Origin of the sequence: Bacillus sp. BF2-3, from assembly GCF_008368795.1 — a bacterium.
GTDB lineage: Bacteria > Bacillota > Bacilli > Bacillales > Bacillaceae_G > Bacillus_A > Bacillus_A cereus.
On sequence record NZ_QOSA01000025.1, the window covers coordinates 71,883 to 91,576 of the forward strand.

Sequence of the window (19,694 nt, forward strand, 5' to 3'; positions counted from 1 at the left end):
TGAGACTGTTTAAACAATAAGAAAGAAGGTGTTTTTAGTTACAATATCTTTTTAGTAAAGATAAGCTTAAGTAACCTCCGCTAAAGATTATATACTTAAATGATAAAGAGTTCAACAGTAGTTCACATATTTTCCCAAAAATAAAAACGGCTGTTTTATGTGGAATAAATCTACAAAACAGCCGTTTTTGGTATTAGATTTCTGTTAAAATTATTGGTTCGCCGCGCGTTACGACAACCGTATGTTCACATTGTGCAACAAGACTTTTATCAGGTGTAACGAATGTCCAGCCGTCGTCACCACGTTCAATAATATGATCAGCTTTCATAGAGATGAACGGTTCTACAGCGATAACAAGACCGTCTTTTAGAAGCGCATTATCCATTGGATCATAGTAACTTAAAATGTGATTTGGTGCTTCATGTAAGCTAAGACCAATGCCGTGACCAGTTAAGTTTTGAATAACATTGTATCCACTTTTATGTGCGAAGTTTGAAACAGCACGACCAATTTGATTTTGTTTTGAGCCAGCTCTAACCTTTTTCATTGCTGCCCAAAATGCATCAACCGCTGCTTGGCAAAGTTTTTCTTTTGCTTCGTCTTCTCCAAGAACAAATGAGATACCTGTATCTGCATAATAGCCATCAAGTGCAGCAGATACATCGACGTTTACTAAGTCGCCTTCTTTTAATACGCGATCTCCTGGAATACCATGAGCAACTTCCTCATTTACACTAATGCAAGTTACACCTGGGAAATCATATTCTTTTTCAGGTGCAGAAATAGCACCATGCTCATCTAATACTTTTTTACCGATCAAATCAAGCTCTTTCGTTGTCATACCTGGCTTCGCTTGTTTTTTCATTTCTTCACGTGCAAGCGCAACGATGCGGCCGATTTTTCGTAAGCCTTCTAACTCTTGTTCATTACGAATAATCATGAAAACCACTGTCCTTCCTCGAATATATATCTTATCCGATTGTATCATGTTTATTTTCGTCCTGCTACTCGCTTGCGGTATGCGGGTTGATTCCTCTCATAAAGAATACATGACAATTGTCATATCGATGTCATGACGCATCATACTGTTTCCTAAGTTTTCCAAGTAATACAATGTAAATATAAGAAACAGCGGGGGTGGAGAGATGGAAAAGATTATTGAAGTAAATGGTGTTTCTAAAACATTTAAACATAAAAACGCAGTAAATAATGTTTCATTTCATGTAAATAAAGGGGAAATAGTAGCGTTACTTGGTCCGAATGGTGCGGGGAAAACAACGACGATGTCGATGATGCTTGGATTAAAGGACCCGACAGAAGGTAAGGTCTTTATATTTGGAAAGAGTCCAAAGCATAGAGATGTTCGTAATAGCCTCGGTGCGATGCTGCAAGAAGTAAGTGTCATTGATAGTATTACGGTGGAAGAGGCAATTGAGTTATTCCGTAGTTATTATACGAATCCTATAGCGAAAGAAACGTTACTGCAGTTATCAAATTTAGAATCAGAGCGAAAGCAAAGATGTGAGAAGTTATCAGGTGGGCAAAAAAGAAGGTTGAATTTTGCGCTTGCACTTGCGGGAAATCCAGATTTGTTATTTTTAGATGAGCCGACAGTCGGAATGGATATTACGTCTCGAAGAATGTTTTGGGAAACGATTCGAAAGTTAGCAAGTGAAGGGAAAACAATTATTTTAACGACGCATTATTTAGAAGAAGCAGATGCTTTAGCAAATCGTATCTTATTATTTGCGAGCGGAAAGATTATCGTAGATGGTACACCAGACGAAATGAAAGCGACGATTTCGCGAAAAACAATCACATTTTACTCGAAGGAAAGCATTCCTACAAAATTACTAAAGGAATTACCAAATGTAACAGAAGTAAAGTCAAGCGAAGGACGCTTCATTTTAACAACGGAGGATACGGATGCAACTTTAAAAGCCATTTATCAAAAGAGTTTACCTGTAACAGATGTTTCAGTTGAACGTGGAAGTCTTGATGAAGCATTCGAACAGTTTGTCGCAAATCAGAAGGAGGAAATCGCATGAGAGCATTATGGATGCAATGCAAAATAGAAATTTTACGTACATTCCGCAATAAATTATTTATCTTTTTCTCATTATTAATGCCTGTTATGTTTTACTACATTTTTACAAATGTTGTTCAAGTACCACAAAACGGAGATGCGTGGAAAGCACATTATTTAATTTCGATGGCAACTTTCAGTATTGTAGGGACTGCACTCTTTAGTTTCGGTGTGAGACTTTCTCAGGAAAGAGGGCAAGGATGGACACATCTTCTAAAAATTACACCGCTTCCAGAGGGAGCATATTTAACAGCAAAAATTATCGCTCAAACAGTAGTAAATGCTTTTTCAATATTAGTTATCTTTATTGCAGGGATACTAATTAATCATGTTGAGTTAACGGTAGGGCAATGGATTGGTGCGGGATTATGGTTATTGTTAGGGGTAACACCATTTTTAGCGTTAGGAACAGTAATAGGTTCCATTAAGAAGGCGGACGCAGCTGCTGGCTTAGCAAATATTTTAAATATGAGTTTAGCTATAGTTGGCGGGTTATGGATGCCGATTGAAGTATTCCCCAAAATATTAAGAACGATTGGTGAATGGACACCGACATACCATTTCGGAAGTGGTGCGTGGGATATTGTAGCTGGAAAATCAATTGGATGGGAAAATATCGCGGTATTAGGAGGTTATTTCCTTATATTTGTTGTAGTATCAATATATATAAGAAAAAGACAGGAAGCGGTATAAATGATAGAGAAGAAGAGGATTGAGATTTTTCCGAAACATATGGGATTCTTCCCGTATATGTGGTTTGTTTATCTATTATTTCCAATTTATCACTTAGCGCAGGCATCAGGATGGAAGCTTGTAATAGGAAGCGGTATGTTGATAATTTTTATCGTCACATACCGTCAGCTTTATTTTGTTCAGAGGACGTTTGTTTTTTGGGCGTGTATTCAAATGGTACTCATCTTTTTATTTGCTTTATTTTATAATCCTTTTATGATATTTTTTGGCTTTTTCACAGCAAGTGCGATGGGATTTGCGCCAAATAAGAAAGTATTTCGAGTGCTGTTATGTTCGTTAGTTATCATGCTTGGAGCATTTTTATTTGTAAATATGAATCAACTAACAACTACAAGTTTAGTAAATATCGTTCCAATGTTTATTTTAATGCTTCTTACGCCATTTGGTATGCGCAATTTTAATCAGAAAAAGATGTTAAGAAATCAATTGGATCAGGCGAACGAGCAAATTAAAGACTTAGTAAAACGTGAAGAACGGCAGCGGATTGCAAGAGATCTTCATGACACATTAGGGCATACGTTATCTCTTATTACTTTGAAAAGCCAGCTTGTAGAGAAGTTAATTGTGAAAAATCCAGAGCGTGCAAGTGCGGAAGCGAAGGAAATTACACAAACGTCTCGTACAGCCTTAAAACAGCTGAGAGAATTAATTTCTGATATGCGTATGATTACGGTAGAAGAAGAGCTAGAGCAAATAAAAGCGATCTTACAAGCAGCTAATATTGAATTAGAAGTGAGGCAAGAAGCAAGATCGAGCTCGTTATCACCAATTGAACAAAATATTGTCGGGATGTGTTTACGTGAGGCCGTTACAAATGTTGTAAAACATAGTAAGGCAACGCGGTGCGCAGTTTCTGTATTAGAATCACAAGGTGAACTGATTTTGAAAGTAGAAGATAACGGAATCGGTTTAACAGATCAAAATCATGATGGAAATGGTATTCGCGGCATGAAAGAACGAATTGCTCTTATTGATGGATTTGTTGAACTAGGTACAATCAATCCAGGGACGTTATTAACGGTAAAAGTTCCAGTTGTTATTAGAACAGGAAAAGATGAGGTGAGGGCATGATTCGAATTATTATTGCAGAAGACCAGCGGATGCTTCGTGGTGCATTAGGGGCCCTGCTTGATCTAGAAGATGATATCGAAGTAATTGGGCAAGCTGCGAACGGGGAAGAGGCGTTAGAATTAATTGAATCGTTAAAGCCAGATGTAAGTATTATGGATATTGAAATGCCGATTCAAAGTGGATTGGATGTCGCTGAGACTTTAAAGAAAGAAAAATCATCATGCAAAGTAATGATTTTAACAACATTTGCACGGCCGGGATATTTTGAAAGAGCAATGAAAGCTGGTGTGCACGGCTATTTATTAAAGGATAGCCCAAGTGAAGATTTAGCGGCAGCAATTCGTAATGTAATGAAGGGGAAACGAGAGGTCTCCCAAGATTTAATGTTTGGCTTATGGCAGGAGCAAAATCCGTTGTCAGATCGCGAAAAGGAAGTACTGTTACTTGCGAAAGAAGGAAAGACGGCAAACGAAATTGCGAAGGCACTTTATCTTTCGCCGGGTACAGTACGTAATTATATTTCTGAAGTATTAGCGAAGCTTGATGCGAAAAATAGAATTGAGGCAATTACAATTGCGGAAGAAAAGGGTTGGATATAAAAAGAAGGTTACCTATGAGAGGTAACCTTCTTTTTATAATTATTGTACTTCTATTACTTGATTTACTTTTTGTAACGGTTTGTAACCGTGTGCTTCAAATGCCTTTGCAAATTCATTTGATACGGCAGTGCCATATAAATCTTTTGCAGCTTGTACGATATGAGATTGAAGTGATTCAAAGTCTTCAGCGGAAGTTGCATAATTTTGCAATGCACGCATAACAACTTTACTTACTTTTTCATTTCCTTGTTTTTGAACAGCAACACCGTTATATGTTTTACCTTCAGCTAATTGATATAATACGTGACTGATAATACCAGAATTCACGTGTGATTCTTGATTATTACCATCGTTATAGAAATCTTGTAAATTTGTATATAGTTTATGACCGCCGTCACCAATTTCCCTTGGGATATCACGAATTGTTAGGCCACCTAATGTATCGCCCATAATCCAGTTTCCTTTATCTTTCTTTACGTAATATTCGATTTGTGTACCCCAGAAATCCGCTAATCCCTCGTTTAGTGCAGATGTTTCAGCGCTTGGATATCTCACGACTTTATTTTTCGTCGTGCCACTGAATACAGCATGTCCAAATTCATGAGCTGTTACATCAAGAGCGGATGTTAGTTTTCCGTCTAAACCATCACCAAATACCATTTGGTTCCAAGCGGGATGCCAAAATGCATTTACATAGTCTTCTTTTACACCATCACTAACTTCAGTAGAATCAAAACCGTGTACACTAGCAACAACTTTTGAATCTTTATTGTCGTAACTTTTTAGATTATGTTCTTTCTTAAAGTAATCGTAAATATCACTCATGTTCTTCATAGCGCCCGCGGCTTCTTTATCTGCAAAATTAGGAGTACTACTTGAAATTAGTGTCCCTGGATAACCAGCTTGACTATATCCTCCAAGGGAATCGGCGTAGTTTGCATTATAAATATAAATACCATTTCCGCGTGATAAATCCGCTAAATAAAATTTTCCATCAGTTCCTTTGGCAATTTTGAAAGAGATGTTTTCTTGAAGTGCATTTTTCCCAGTTCCTTGCTCACTTGCAGGGGATAATCTAGGTGATGTTACTTGATTTATAGTCTTATTCTCTTTGTTTTTAATGAACTTTTCTTGGAAAAGTACTTCTCCAGTTTTTAAATCAACGATAGCATTGCCGTTTATAATTTGTTCATTGTTTTCATAAGTAAATGTAATAACAGTTGCGAATGTATAATAGCCATCTTTTTTCTTATAAACAACGGTTTCGCTAGAGAATTCTGTCTCAACTGCATCACTTGGAATTTGAACTATATCGCGTAATTTAGATTTTACTTCATTTTTCGACAAAAAATTTGTTATAGTAAGATTAGGTTGTTGATTTAAATTTTGAACAACTTTACCACTAACAGTTGTGATTACTCCATTTTTATCTACTTTTACAATGAGATCTTGGCCATATATTTTATAGTTTTTATATGTTTGTGCAAGGCGAACTTCGGTTTGATTTTCTTTGGTTTCTTTATTTGTAGGTTGGAAATCTACATTTTTTTCAGTAGTGACTTGTTCTTGTTGAGCTTTCGCCCCATTTACCTCACCTTTTAAATACTTTTTAGCAATATTTTCTTTCGTATCATTTTGAGGTTGTGTTAATTTCCCGATTGTTAAACCAGGCTGAGCAATTTCAACTTTGACTGCACTTTTGTCTAATTCTTGAGCATGAATAGCTTCTGTTGATAAAGGGCAAAGAAGACCGAATGTAACGAAAGCACTAGCAAGTTTTCTATAATTCATCTATAACACTCCTAATCTATTATTGTATGTGAGATGAATTGTATGAAAAATTTGCCGAATTTTATATATATTATGCATTATTTCATATCAAAAATTGTCGAATTCACATTATTGTAGTGGTATGACAACTCAAAAAATTAGATTGTTCTAATGGGATGGTGAGTAAGTATGCACGCAGAAAAATTAGGAAGTGAAATTAAGAAAATTAGGGTGATGAGAGGATTAACACAGAAACAGTTATCCGATAATATATGTCATCAATCGGAAGTGAGTAGAATTGAATCGGGTGCGGTATACCCAAGTATGGATATATTGCAAGGTATCGCAGCAAAATTACAAGTTCCTATTATTCATTTTTATGAGGTACTCATTTATTCCGATATTGAAAGAAAAAAACAGTTTAAAGATCAAATCATTATGCTTTGTAAGCAAAAGAAATATAAAGAAATTTATAATAAAGTATGGAATGAGCTGAAAAAGGAAGAATATCATCCTGAATTCCAGCAATTTCTTCAATGGCAATATCATGTAGCAGCTTACATATTAAAGAAAATCGATTACGAATATTGTATTTTAGAATTAAAAAAATTGTTAAATCAACAGTTAGCTGGAATAGACGTATACCAAAATCTTTATATAGAAAATGCGATTGCAAATATTTATGCTGAAAATAGCTATTTTAAGAAGAGTATTGAGTTATTTGAAGATATATTAAAACAATTAGAGGTATTGCATGATAATGAAGAATTTGAAGTGAAGGTAAGATATAATCATGCGAAAGCATTATATTTAGATAATCAATATGAAGAGTCACTTTATCAAGTAAATAAAGCGATTGAAATATCATGCCGAATTAATAGTATGGCATTAATTGGACAGCTATATTATCAAAAAGGTGAATGCCTAGGGAAGTTGGAGTACGATGGGGCAGAGGTTGAAGATGCATATAAAAAGGCAAGTTTCTTTTTTGATATATTAGAAATGCATGCATATAAAGAAGCGCTCGTAAATAAGATCAGCAGATAAATATCCTAAAAAATGGGTATGCATAATTGCATATAATAGATATAAATTTTCATGATATATTAAAATAAAAAATGTGGGTGATGGAATATGAAGAAATTACTTATTGGTAGTTTATTAACGTTAGCGATGGCATGGGGTATTTCATTAGGCGATACGGCATTAGAGAAAAGCCATATAATTTCTCATAACGATCAAGAGGTACAATTAGCTAAAGATTTACCTTTTGAATATTAAAAAACAACCGTCTTACTTAGGCGGTTGTTTTTTTATGGAGTAACATCCAAACGTCTTTACTAGAAACAGGTTTGCTAATAAAGAATCCTTGAATGTGATCACAATTTTGTTTATGTAAAAATTCCCATTCTTCTTCCGTTTCTACACCTTCTGCAATCACTTCTAAATTTAGTTGTTTTGATAGTGTAATAATGGAAGAGACAATTGCTTCTTCTAAAGGGCTAGTTGTAATTCCACAAATAAACTCTCGAGCGATTTTTAATGTGTTGATTGGATATTTTGTTAAATAAGCTAAAGAACTATAACCAGTTCCAAAGTCGTCGATTGAAATTTGAATACCGAGATTTTGAAGTTGTTCTAGTTTTGCAACTACAGATTGATTTTGATTAATTGCGATGCTTTCCGTAATTTCAATATCTAGTGCTTCTGGTTTCAGTTCTGTTTCTTCCAATACCTTTGAAATAGTTGGGATTAAATCTGCATGGTTAAATTGAACAACAGATAAATTTACACCAACTTTTAAATGAGAGAAACCTTGATTATGCCATCTTTTTGCCTCTAAACAAGCAGTACGTAAAATCCAATTGCCAAGTTCAATAATAAAACCAGTTTCCTCTGCTAGAGGGATAAATTGGGCAGGAGATACGATACCGAGTTTTGGATGCTTCCAACGTATTAATGCTTCAAAACCGATAATTTGTTTTGTTTTTGTGCTTACTTGTGGCTGGTATTCAAGGAAAAATTCATTTTGTTGTAATGCTTTTGAAAGTTCACCTTCTAAGAATTGAATTTCATTTTGAGAGATACTCATTTCTTTTGAGAAGAAAACAAATCTGTTTTTTCCATTTGCTTTCGCACGATACATAGCCATATCAGCATTTTTCATTAACTCATTTACATCAGTTCCATAATCAGGGTACATCGCAATTCCGATACTTGGTGTAATAGAAAGTTCTTCGCCTTGAATGAAGAATGGTTTGTTTAAAATAGTTAAAATCTGTTCAGCTATAAAAATTGCACTTTTTTCTGAGTACATTTCTGGTAATAGAATTGTAAACTCATCTCCACCTTGGCGAGCGACGATATCTTTTGAACGCAAGCAACCGCGTAATCTTTTTGCTACTTCAATTAATAATAAATCTCCAACGTCATGGCCAAGTCTATCGTTAATTTTTTTAAATCGATCTAAATCAAGGAATATGACGGCGACATCATTTGCGTTAGTTTGGGCTGTATTTAAAATGGCTTTTAAATCTTTTTCGAACTTTCGACGATTTGGTAATCCAGTAAGTGCATCGTGAAAGGCTAAATGTTCTACTTGTTTTTGTTTTTCATATAAGGTGGTAATATCACGTGCTATCCCAAACATTCCGACCACTTCTTTGTTTATAAAAGTAGGGATAAGTGTAATATGGAGATAATAATAATAGCCTTCTTGTTCTTTTGTACGAACTTCTAACGTTTGTGGCCTACCTTCCTTTGTAATTTGTAAAGCCTTCTTTAGTAGTTCGTGGTCTTTTGAATCAATGAAGTGTACCAGAGAATAGCTTGCCACTTCGCAATAATAGGCAGTAAATAAGCTTTCGCACGCCTTATTAGATTGTTGAAAAATGCCATTCATATTTAAAGAGAAAACGGCATCGGGATGGTCCTCGAATAAAGATTTATAACGTTGTTCACTTTTTGATAATGCAAATGCACCTTCTTCAACTTCGTCCTCTAGTTGTGTAGTCAACTGTTCATATGTATGAATTAGTGCTTGATTATCTTTCCACATGTAAAGTTGCCGCAAGAATAATAAAATAAGTGATAATACGAGACCGATTAACATGAATTTATCATCCCAAGGTTGAATGATAATAAAAGAAAAAGTAATAATTATACTAAAATAAGGTAGTATAAAACGTACATAATCGAATCGATAATATTTTGTTTTCGTTTCATGCTGCATTGGTTTATCTAAAATATATAGTATGGAAGAAAGTCCAATTAATAAGATAGAAGCAGTGTGTATTAAATAATTAATTTCAGCAGAAGTTTTCATCCCAAAATTCAATTGAAACAGATGAATATAACCGTATACGAGTATAATAGTGAAACCGATAATTAATGCAATTCTACTAGAAGAATATTGTTCTCTTCTATATAGGCTAATAACGGCGTAAATTACTAATGATTGTGCAATGAAATACCCAATTAAAATCCAAGTATCCTTTGTTAACATGCGGAAGCTTGAAAGGTCTAAGATAAAAGTTAAGGTGAAATAAATGTTCATAATAATAATAAAGATGCTATCGAATGAAAATTGAGAAAGCCCCTTAATAGAATAATTTTTTATAAACTTTATAGCAAATCCAACAAAGAGCAAAATATATTGTATGATAAAAAAAGGTAATGCTTTATATGAAAATATAGATTGATCATGTATAGAAAGTGAACTAAGAAATAGGGTTATCTCCATAACTAACCCACATAGGCAAGTACATAGTAATAAAATCCAAAATAGTTTATCACTTCGTTTCATTCTCTTAATAGCTTTATATAAACAGTGACAAGAAAAAAGTGCAGCGAAACAGAATAAGAAAAGAATTCCAATCTCCTTTATATGCGACTCATTTGGAATAAAGAGTATCCAAAGAGCAAATATAGATATGTATATTATGACAAATTGTACATATTTTTTTTGATTAATCATATTATGACTCCGTTTCAATAAAGTTGAATCTCGAGGGAATGCTAATTTAAATAATAGCATATAAAATAGGATGTTTTTTACTATAAAAATTACTTTTTTGAAAAAATGGTGCAAAGTTACAATTTACCACTGTAACATTGCACCACCTATTCTTTTAATTCCTCTTATAGCAGAAAGTTCATCTATTAATTGGAATAATGCTAAGTCTTTTTGTTTACTTTCAATCATAATATCGAAATTATGATTGTGTTTTTTTGCAATGTGTAAGAAAGGCTTAATAAACTCTAAATCGATATATTCAGCATGAGCCCTAAATTCTTTTTCCGATCTCGGGGAGGAAATGTGAACTTTAGGAGAAATATTTGTATGTGACCAAGTTTCAAAAATTGCAGGAAGCAACTCTTCTAGTGGTTCCTCGCAAAGATTGGCCATATGATGATGATAATCAAATACAAATGGAATATTTTCTTTTTGGCAAATTGATAAAGTTTCAGCGGTTGTATAGGTTTTATCATCATTTTCAAGAGTCATTTGTTTTTTTATATGTGTAGGAAGTTTTTTTATGTTTTCATGGAAGCGATCAATTGCCTTTTCTTTATTTCCATAGGCTCCACCTACATGAATATTAATGTAAGAAGAATCTGCAATGCCTATAGCATCCAATATTTTATAATGATAAGTCATATCCGTAATAGCGTTAGTAGTAATATGTGGCTTGTCGCTTGTAAATAGCGTAAATTGATTTGGATGAAAACTTATTCGTAAATTGTGTTCTTTAATTAAAGCCCCTATTTTACGCCAAAGTGGTGTGAATACCCCAATATAGTCAAACTCGACTTCGGGATGTGTTGCAAGTGGGACGATGGAAGACGATAGGCGATATAGTGGGATTTCATGCGCTATATTGTAATGAAGGATACGTATTGTGTGCTCTAAATTTTGCCTTATAACATGGTACAGTTTGTCTTCTCGCTCTTGCTTGCTGAGTTTCTTAAAGCTTGTAAACGTCATTGTTTTGGCAGGAGAACAGTCCCAGAGTGCCATTGCATGTGAGACATATCCAAACCGTATAAGCATATGAGATACACCTCTTTTATTCATTGTCTTTCCTATAAAAAGAAAGCAAACATTGTTCCAATCCATTCCTTTCCTCTATCGATAAGAGAAGGCGGGTTTACATCGCTATAGGAAAGTACAGATGCATTCTCTAGATCTTCATGGAATTTCTTTTTTACTGTTTGAATGAAATGTTTATTATATAACAGGCAGTTTATTTCATGGTTAATATATAAACTTCTCATATCAAAGTTTGCTGTTCCGATATCGCAAATATCATCGTCTACTATAATAATTTTGGCGTGAAAAAAACCTTGTTGAAATGCATAAATATTGCAACCAGCCTGTATTAATTTTCGGCAGTACGGAAATTTGGCTTCTCGAACAAGAGGGTGATCAGCTTTTTCTGGAACAAGAATTGTGATTTGAACCCCTCTTTCTTTTGCTTTTAATAAGGCATTCATAATTTTTTTTCCAGGAATGAAATATGGTGTACCGATACAGATTTCTTTTTTTGCCGCGTTAATTAAATGTAAAAAAGTATGCTGTAAATAAGCCCCATCAGTCGGAATAAATTGATGCAGGATGGTACCTGGGTTTTGTTTTGGAAAATAAAGAGAAGCATCTAATAAATTTTGTTTCGTATCATCAAACCAGTCATGCAAAAATTGCTTTTGTAAATCTTGAACCCCTTCTCCTGTAAGACGTAAATGGTAGTCTCGCCATAATCCTAAATATTCATTATGCCCTAGATACTCTTCACCGATATTAAATCCCCCGATATAGCCGGTTTTCCCATCAATCACTGTAATTTTCCTATGATTTCGTTGATTGGCAGAAAAGAAAGGCAGAGGAAATTTTACCTTATGACAAAATGAAAAAGATACACCATGTTTTTGCAGGGAGCGAATAGCTTCGTTTGATAAAGAATGGCTGCCAAATCGATCAAGTAAAAGTCGTACTTCAATTCCTTCCTGAGCCTTATCAATCAGCAATTTTAAAAATTCACGACTGATTTTATCGTTTTTTACAATGAAGAATAAAATATGAATGTGATGCTGTGCTTGTTTTATATCAGTAAATAAAGCGTCATACAAATCTTTCCCGTATGTATAAAGGTGAAAATCACTTTGACGTAAAGGGAAAGTGCGAGAGCTTACTCGTTTTAAATGAAGAAGTCTCCCGTATGAAAGGTCAATTGTAATCCAAAGAGCAACGGATATTAACAAAAGAGATAAGTAGAGCATTAGTGAATTCCCTCCTTCGCATTCTTTTCACCTTCAGTGTGTTACAAATGATACGGGTAGCACGGCTGTTATTATAAATTTCTTTAGAGGATAGATCTTGTACTGTTTAAAGTTTCACTTTATCCCGCTTTAACGGGCAGTAAGCCTTTCGACTCAAAAACTGTTGAATAAGTAGAAGTTAGCTTGAAAATCAACTGCCCGTAAAAGCCCGATTGGTTCAACTAATAATTAGAGGGGGATGAACCACCCCTGCTGATTAAAGTTTCACTTTATAGTTTCACCGAAATAAACAGCTTTATGAAAAAATGTGTTGTTCTATAACAAAAAACTGTTGACTGAATGCTCACTCATTATATAATGGGGATAGGGGATATAATTCAGAAAATTATATATTTTTGAAGATTCAAAAAAGAAAGAGGGCTTACAAAGAGAGGGGTAGCATAAAAATGAATAGCTTACTGATCATTAATTGGCTGGCTGCCATTGCTGTTATTGCTTATGCAGGATATTTGTTTGTATATCTTATACGGACGAGAATGGCCTACATACAATTAGGAAAAAAAATTGAATTTGACCGTCGTTTTAAAGAGCGTTGGGATCTCCTTAAGGTCAATGTTTTCGGTCAAAAAAAGCTGCTGAAAGATAAGAAAAGCGGCATCATTCACGTTATGTTCTTTTACGGATTTATTCTTGTCCAATTTGGAGCAATTGACTTCGTTTGGAAAGGACTCGCACCAGGATCACATCTTCCACTTGGACCACTATACCCTGCATTTACATTCTTCCAGGAAATTGTCACACTTGTTATTTTAATTGCAGTATTTTGGGCTTTTCATAGACGTTATGTAGAAAAGCTTGTTCGTTTAAAACGTAACTTCAAATCAGGTCTTGTTCTTATCTTTATCGGTGGCTTAATGATTTCTGTGCTACTTGGTAACGGTATGGGACTTATATGGCATGGCGAGGAGCTTTCATGGAGTGAACCAATTGCTTCTGCAATCGCTTACGTTTTTAGCGGGATAAATGAAACCGTAGCCATTTCAGTGTTCTATTTTTCTTGGTGGGTGCATTTACTAATTTTGTTAACGTTTTTAGTGTATGTTCCACAATCAAAACATGCGCATTTAATTGCAGGACCAGCTAATGTATTCTTCGGTCGTCTTTCAAACCCAGGGAAGCTTGAAAAGATTGATTTTGAAGATGAAACGCAAGAAACATTTGGTGTTGGTAAAATTGAAGACTTTAGACAAAATCAACTTATTGACTTATACGCTTGTGTAGAGTGTGGCCGTTGTACAAATATGTGTCCGGCAACAGGAACAGGAAAAATGTTATCGCCGATGGACTTAATTTTAAAACTTCGCGATCATTTAACTGATAAAGGAGCTGCGGTAACATCAAAAGCACCGTGGGTTCCAGTAGTTGCCTTCAATAATACACAAGGAAATCAGTTAGCGATGATGGCAGCTGGAAAAGGACAACAAGAATCAGCGTCTACAACGCTCGCTTACGATCCGAGTTTAATCGGAGATGTTATTACAGAAGAAGAGATTTGGGCATGTACAACGTGTCGTAACTGTGAAGATCAATGCCCAGTTATGAATGAGCATGTTGACAAAATTATTGATTTACGTCGATATCTCGTTTTAACAGAAGGAAAAATGGACGCGGAAGCACAACGCGCGATGACAAATATCGAGCGTCAAGGGAATCCGTGGGGTCTGAACCGTAAAGAGCGTGAAACATGGCGCCAAGGTGATGACGAAGTAACAGTTCCAACTGTAAAAGAAAAATCAAAAGCTGGGGAGGAATTCGAGTATTTATTCTGGGTTGGTTCAATGGGATCATACGACAATCGTAGTCAGAAGATTGCGATATCGTTTGCGAAGTTAATGAACGAAGCAGGTATTTCATTCGCAATTCTCGGTAATAAAGAAAAGAATTCCGGAGATACACCACGCCGCCTCGGAAATGAATTTGTATTCCAAGAGATGGCGACAAAGAATATCGAAGAATTTGAAAAGGCAGGAGTGAAGAAAATCGTTACGATTGATCCTCATGCTTATAACACATTTAAAAATGAGTATCCGGACTTTGGCTTGCAAGCAGAAGTCTATCATCATACAGAATTGTTAGCTCAGTGGGTGAAAGAAGGGCGCTTAAAGCCTGTTCACGCTATTGAAGAAACAGTTACGTACCATGATTCCTGTTATTTAGGAAGATACAACGAAGTGTACGAAGCGCCACGTGACATTTTGAAAGCGATTCCTGGAGTGAATCTTGTAGAAATGGCACGTAACCGTGAAACTGGAATGTGCTGTGGCGCAGGTGGTGGCTTAATGTGGATGGAAGAAACAACAGGTTCTCGTATTAACGTTGCTCGTACAGAACAAGCATTAGCTGTACAGCCATCCATTATCGGTACAGGTTGTCCATATTGCTTAACGATGATCAGTGATGGAACGAAAGCGAAAGAGGTAGAAGAGAAAGTTCAAACTCTTGATGTGACAGAGATTTTAGAACGATCTGTTATCGGACAGAAAAAAGAAGCAATGTAGTTTGTAAGAATGTATACAACTTTAGAAAGAGGTGCAATGATTGCACCTCTTCTCAACGTAGGGATACCGAGCGAGCGCTCAGTGTTAAAAAATGAAATGGGGGAAAGAAACATGAGTAAAACAGTTATTTTAAGTGCCGCAAGAACACCAGTTGGAAAATTTGGAGGATCTTTAAAGGATGTAAAAGCGACGGAACTTGGAGGAATTGCAATTAAAGCAGCACTTGAAAGAGCAAATGTTGCGGCTAGTGATGTTGAAGAAGTTATATTTGGAACGGTTATTCAAGGTGGGCAGGGACAAATTCCATCGCGCCAAGCTGCGAGGGCTGCTGGAATCCCTTGGGAAGTGCAGACGGAAACAGTGAATAAAGTTTGTGCATCAGGGCTTCGTGCGGTTACGTTAGCGGATCAGATTATTCGTACTGGCGATCAATCACTGATTGTAGCTGGCGGTATGGAGTCGATGAGTAACAGTCCTTACATTTTACGTGGAGCAAGATGGGGATACAGAATGGGCAACAACGAAGTTATTGATTTAAACGTTGCTGACGGTTTAACATGCGCATTTTCAGGTACACACATGGGCGTTTATGGCGGAGAAGTTGCAAAGGAAGATGGAATTTCTCGTGAAGCGCAAGATGAATGGGCATATCGTAGCCATCAGCGTGCGGTTTCAGCGCATAAAGAAGGGCGTTTTGAAGAGGAAATCGTGCCAGTAACGATTCCGCAAAGAAAAGGCGATCCTATTGTCGTTGCAAAGGATGAGGCGCCACGTGAAGATACAACGATTGAAAAGTTAGCAAAGTTAAAACCTGTATTTGATAAGACAGCGACGGTGACAGCTGGTAATGCGCCGGGACTAAACGATGGTGGTGCCGCACTTGTATTAATGAGCGAAGACAGAGCGAAGCAAGAAGGAAGAAAGCCATTAGCGACAATTTTGGCGCATACAGCAATTGCAGTGGAATCTAAAGATTTCCCAAGAACTCCAGGTTATGCAATTAACGCATTGCTTGAAAAAACAGGAAAGACAATTGAAGACATTGATTTATTCGAGATTAATGAAGCCTTTGCAGCGGTAGCAATTGCAAGTACAGAAATCGCAGGAATTGATCCGGAAAAATTGAATGTAAATGGCGGCGCGGTAGCGATGGGACATCCAATTGGAGCAAGCGGAGCGCGCATTATCGTTACACTAATCCATGCACTTAAGCAGCGCGGCGGCGGAATTGGAATTGCTTCGATTTGTAGCGGTGGCGGTCAAGGGGACGCAGTGATGATTGAAGTTCACTAATTAAAGTTCGAGGGTATAAAATTTATTAACAATTAAGGGGGAAGAAAAAATGGGTGTACAAAACATTGTTGTAATTGGTGCAGGGCAAATGGGATCAGGAATTGCACAAGTATGTGCAATGGCAGGATATGACGTGAAGGTACAAGATTTAAAGCAAGAGCAATTAGATAGAGGATTGGCTATCATTACGAAAAACTTAGCACGGCAAGTAGAAAAAGGACGTATGAAGGAAGAAGAGAAGGAAGCCACATTAAATCGTCTTACAGTAACGCTTGATTTAGATTGTGTGAAAGAAGCGGATCTTATTATTGAAGCCGCTGTTGAGAAAATGGATATTAAAAAGAAAATCTTTGCGAATCTAGATGAAATTGCTCCAGAACACGCAATTTTAGCAACGAATACGTCATCTCTGCCAATTACAGAAATTGCAGCGGTAACGAAGCGTCCGGAAAAAGTAATCGGTATGCACTTTATGAATCCAGTTCCAGTTATGAAGCTTGTTGAGATTATTCGTGGTTTGGCTACCGATGATGCGGTATATGAAGCAATTGAAGATATTACGAAAAAAATTGGGAAAGTACCAGTTGAAGTGAATGATTTCCCAGGTTTTGTATCAAATCGTATTTTGCTACCGATGATTAACGAAGCAATTTATACGTTATATGAAGGTGTAGCGACGAAAGAAGCAATTGATGAAGTCATGAAGCTTGGTATGAACCATCCGATGGGGCCTTTGACACTCGCCGATTTTATCGGTTTAGATACGTGTTTATACATTATGGAAGTGTTGCATGAAGGATTAGGAGATAGTAAATATCGCCCATGTCCGTTATTACGTAAGTATGTGAATGCAGGATGGTTAGGGCGTAAAACAGGTCGTGGATTCTACGTTTACGAATAAATGCCCCCTTTGTTACAACATAGTGGTCTTACCAAATTATTTAAAGGATATATAGCAAATGGAGGCGGAATATATGAACTTTCGTTTTAATGAAGAGCAGCAAATGATGAGGAAAATGGTTCGGGATTTTGCACAGAAGGAAATAGCTCCCTTTGTTCCTAGTATGGAACAAGGGGTGTTCCCGAAAGAGATTTTGCAAAAGATGGGTGAGCTTGGATTAATGGGTATTCCAGCGCCTGCAAAATACGGTGGGGCAGAAATGGACTTTATATCTTACATTCTAGCAATTGAGGAAATCTCAAAGGTAAGTGCAACAGTTGGTGTAATTTTAGCTGTACATACGTCAGTTGGAATGAATCCGATTTTATATTTCGGAACAGAAGAACAGAAGAAAAAATATGTTTCTAAACTTGCAACTGGGGAATATTTAGGTGCATTTGCTTTAACAGAGCCAAATGCAGGATCAGATGCAGGGAGTTTGAAATCAAGAGCTGTGAAAAAAGGTGATCATTATATTATTAATGGATCGAAAGTGTTTATTACAAATGGTGGTGAAGCAAGTACATACATTGTATTCGCTTCTACAAATCCAGAGGCAGGAAAAAGTGGTATTTCTGCATTTATAGTAGAGAAAGATACACCTGGTTTAATCATTGGAAAAGATGAACATAAGATGGGACTTCTCGGTTCTCGTACAGTACAACTTACTTTTGAAGATATGAAAGTGCCAGCTGAGAATTTACTTGGGGAAGAAGGACAAGGATTTAAGGTGGCAATGGCGAATTTAGATGTTGGGCGAATTGGAATCGGTGCGCAGGCGTTAGGAATTGCTGAAGCGGCGCTTGGCTGTGCAATTGATTATGCAAAAGAAAGAGAGCAATTCGGGAAGCCAATTGCGGCGCAGCAAGGGATTGGCTTCAAGCTTGCAGATATGGCAACAAGTGTCGAAGCAGCAAGGTTACTCGTATATAGAGCGGCATCTCTTAGGGCACAGGGCTTACCATGCGGTAAAGAAGCATCTATTGCGAAATTATTTGCTTCTAAGACAGCGGTTGAAGTCGCGATTGAGGCGGTGCAAGTGTTTGGTGGTTACGGTTATACGAAAGACTATCCAGTAGAACGATTTTTCCGTGATGCGAAAATCACGCAAATATATGAAGGAACAAGTGAAATACAGAAACTTGTTATTAGCCGTGCTTTATAAAAGGGCGAGGGGGAGACGGAGATGCATTTTAAACTATCAGAAGAACATGAAATGATAAGAAAAATGGTTCGAGATTTTGCTAAAAATGAAGTGGCACCAACAGCAGCTGAGCGTGATGAGGAAGAGCGATTTGATCGAGAATTATTTGATCAAATGGCAGAGCTTGGTTTAACCGGTATTCCGTGGCCTGAAGAGTACGGTGGAATTGGAAGCGATTACTTAGCGTACGTAATCGCTATTGAAGAATTATCCCGCGTTTGTGCTTCAACAGGCGTAACACTGTCCGCGCATACTTCACTTGCAGGATGGCCAATTTTTAAATTTGGGACGGAAGAGCAAAAGCAAAAGTTTTTACGACCGATGGCTGAAGGAAAGAAAATTGGTGCATACGGCTTAACGGAGCCAGGATCTGGATCGGATGCTGGTGGAATGAAGACAATCGCAAAGAGAGATGGAGACCATTATATTTTAAATGGATCAAAAATTTTCATTACAAATGGCGGTATTGCTGATATTTACGTTGTTTTTGCGCTAACTGATCCTGAATCAAAGCAGCGCGGTACGAGTGCATTTATTGTAGAAAGTGATACACCGGGATTTTCAGTTGGGAAGAAGGAGAGCAAGCTAGGGATTCGCTCTTCACCAACGACTGAAATTATGTTTGAAGATTGCCGTATTCCTGTAGAGAATCTACTTGGAGAAGAGGGGCAAGGGTTTAAAGTTGCGATGCAAACATTAGATGGAGGTCGTAACGGTATTGCGGCGCAAGCTGTTGGTATTGCACAAGGGGCTTTAGATGCTTCTGTAGAATATGCAAGGGAGCGCCATCAATTTGGAAAACCAATTGCGGCGCAGCAAGGGATTGGCTTTAAACTTGCGGATATGGCAACAGATGTAGAAGCGGCACGCCTTTTAACATATCAAGCGGCTTGGCTTGAATCAGAAGGGCTTCCGTATGGAAAAGAGTCAGCGATGTCAAAAGTATTTGCAGGAGATACAGCGATGAGGGTGACGACTGAAGCGGTGCAAGTATTTGGTGGTTACGGTTATACGAAAGATTATCCAGTAGAGCGTTATATGCGAGATGCAAAAATTACACAAATATATGAAGGAACACAAGAGATTCAGAGGCTTGTAATTTCTCGTATGTTAACGAAGTAGGAACGAAAGCGTAGGTATT

Annotated in this window: 16 protein-coding genes; 11 read left to right on the plus strand and 5 right to left on the minus strand. The window is 36.7% G+C overall.

Translation table 11 applies throughout. The features are described 5' to 3' along the window. Positions 1-193 precede the first annotated feature (193 nt). The gene (map, locus tag DN401_RS19695; RefSeq protein WP_149287907.1) at positions 194-988 is read right to left on the minus strand and encodes a type I methionyl aminopeptidase; all 795 of its coding nucleotides are present in this window, start codon (positions 986-988) and stop codon (positions 194-196) included. Between the two features lie 157 nt (positions 989-1,145). On the opposite strand from map, the gene DN401_RS19700 reads away from it, so the two are divergent. Genes DN401_RS19700 through DN401_RS19715 form a run of 4 tightly spaced genes read left to right on the plus strand, consistent with a single transcriptional unit; the run spans position 1,146 to position 4,509 of the window. Beyond that, positions 1,146-2,048 (plus strand): ABC transporter ATP-binding protein, encoded by a 903-nt coding sequence (locus tag DN401_RS19700; protein ID WP_000411128.1) that lies wholly within the window; start codon positions 1,146-1,148, stop codon positions 2,046-2,048. After that, on the plus strand, positions 2,045-2,779 hold the full coding sequence (locus DN401_RS19705) for an ABC transporter permease (RefSeq protein ID WP_001202431.1): 735 nt from the start codon (positions 2,045-2,047) through the stop codon (positions 2,777-2,779). Before DN401_RS19700 ends, DN401_RS19705 begins: the two co-directional genes overlap by 4 nt. Beyond that, complete coding sequence (locus tag DN401_RS19710; protein ID WP_000570607.1) at positions 2,780-3,910, plus strand: sensor histidine kinase; 1,131 nt, start codon at positions 2,780-2,782, stop codon at positions 3,908-3,910. Next, entirely contained in the window at positions 3,907-4,509 is a 603-nt protein-coding gene (locus DN401_RS19715; RefSeq protein WP_000619237.1) for a response regulator transcription factor, read from the plus strand. Before DN401_RS19710 ends, DN401_RS19715 begins: the two co-directional genes overlap by 4 nt. A gap of 39 nt (positions 4,510-4,548) precedes the next feature. Here the strand turns inward: DN401_RS19715 and DN401_RS19720 are convergent, their stop codons facing one another. Beyond that, on the minus strand, positions 4,549-6,300 hold the full coding sequence (locus DN401_RS19720; RefSeq protein WP_136363714.1) for a M4 family metallopeptidase: 1,752 nt from the start codon (positions 6,298-6,300) through the stop codon (positions 4,549-4,551). A 168-nt stretch (positions 6,301-6,468) separates the two neighbouring features. On the opposite strand from DN401_RS19720, the gene plcR reads away from it, so the two are divergent. Continuing rightward, positions 6,469-7,326: a transcriptional regulator PlcR gene (gene plcR, locus DN401_RS19725; protein WP_000542909.1), complete on the plus strand. Its 858-nt coding sequence runs from the start codon at positions 6,469-6,471 to the stop codon at positions 7,324-7,326. An 87-nt stretch (positions 7,327-7,413) separates the two neighbouring features. Continuing rightward, positions 7,414-7,560 carry a quorum-sensing peptide PapR gene (locus tag DN401_RS19730; RefSeq protein ID WP_000734730.1) on the plus strand — a complete coding sequence of 49 codons (147 nt, stop codon included), beginning with the start codon at positions 7,414-7,416 and terminating at the stop codon, positions 7,558-7,560. A 16-nt stretch (positions 7,561-7,576) separates the two neighbouring features. On the opposite strand, the gene DN401_RS19735 is transcribed toward DN401_RS19730, so the two are convergent. The 3 genes from DN401_RS19735 to cls all read right to left on the minus strand — a co-directional run bounded on the left by DN401_RS19735 (position 7,577) and on the right by cls (position 12,558). Continuing rightward, positions 7,577-10,255: a DUF4084 domain-containing protein gene (locus DN401_RS19735; RefSeq protein ID WP_149287908.1), complete on the minus strand. Its 2,679-nt coding sequence runs from the start codon at positions 10,253-10,255 to the stop codon at positions 7,577-7,579. A 123-nt stretch (positions 10,256-10,378) separates the two neighbouring features. Beyond that, entirely contained in the window at positions 10,379-11,332 is a 954-nt protein-coding gene (gene uvsE, locus DN401_RS19740) for a UV DNA damage repair endonuclease UvsE (RefSeq protein WP_002183013.1), read from the minus strand. Positions 11,333-11,364: 32 nt separating this feature from the next. Further along, the gene (cls, locus tag DN401_RS19745; RefSeq protein ID WP_000966420.1) at positions 11,365-12,558 is read right to left on the minus strand and encodes a cardiolipin synthase; all 1,194 of its coding nucleotides are present in this window, start codon (positions 12,556-12,558) and stop codon (positions 11,365-11,367) included. A gap of 446 nt (positions 12,559-13,004) precedes the next feature. Between cls and DN401_RS19750 the strand changes: the two genes are divergently transcribed. From DN401_RS19750 to acdA, 5 genes are all read left to right on the plus strand, one after another. Further along, the gene (locus DN401_RS19750) at positions 13,005-15,116 is read left to right on the plus strand and encodes a (Fe-S)-binding protein (protein WP_001086776.1); all 2,112 of its coding nucleotides are present in this window, start codon (positions 13,005-13,007) and stop codon (positions 15,114-15,116) included. Between the two features lie 9 nt (positions 15,117-15,125). Then, the gene (locus tag DN401_RS19755) at positions 15,126-16,409 is read left to right on the plus strand and encodes an acetyl-CoA C-acetyltransferase (protein WP_002026635.1); all 1,284 of its coding nucleotides are present in this window, start codon (positions 15,126-15,128) and stop codon (positions 16,407-16,409) included. A 49-nt stretch (positions 16,410-16,458) separates the two neighbouring features. Further along, a complete protein-coding gene (locus tag DN401_RS19760; RefSeq protein WP_000538874.1) occupies positions 16,459-17,310 on the plus strand; it encodes a 3-hydroxybutyryl-CoA dehydrogenase in 852 nt (283 codons plus the stop codon). A 73-nt stretch (positions 17,311-17,383) separates the two neighbouring features. After that, positions 17,384-18,514, plus strand: coding sequence for an acyl-CoA dehydrogenase (locus DN401_RS19765; RefSeq protein WP_001011179.1), 1,131 nt, complete (start codon positions 17,384-17,386; stop codon positions 18,512-18,514). A 21-nt stretch (positions 18,515-18,535) separates the two neighbouring features. Next, positions 18,536-19,675 carry an acyl-CoA dehydrogenase AcdA gene (gene acdA, locus DN401_RS19770; protein ID WP_000545544.1) on the plus strand — a complete coding sequence of 380 codons (1,140 nt, stop codon included), beginning with the start codon at positions 18,536-18,538 and terminating at the stop codon, positions 19,673-19,675. The last annotated feature ends 19 nt before the right edge of the window (positions 19,676-19,694 follow it).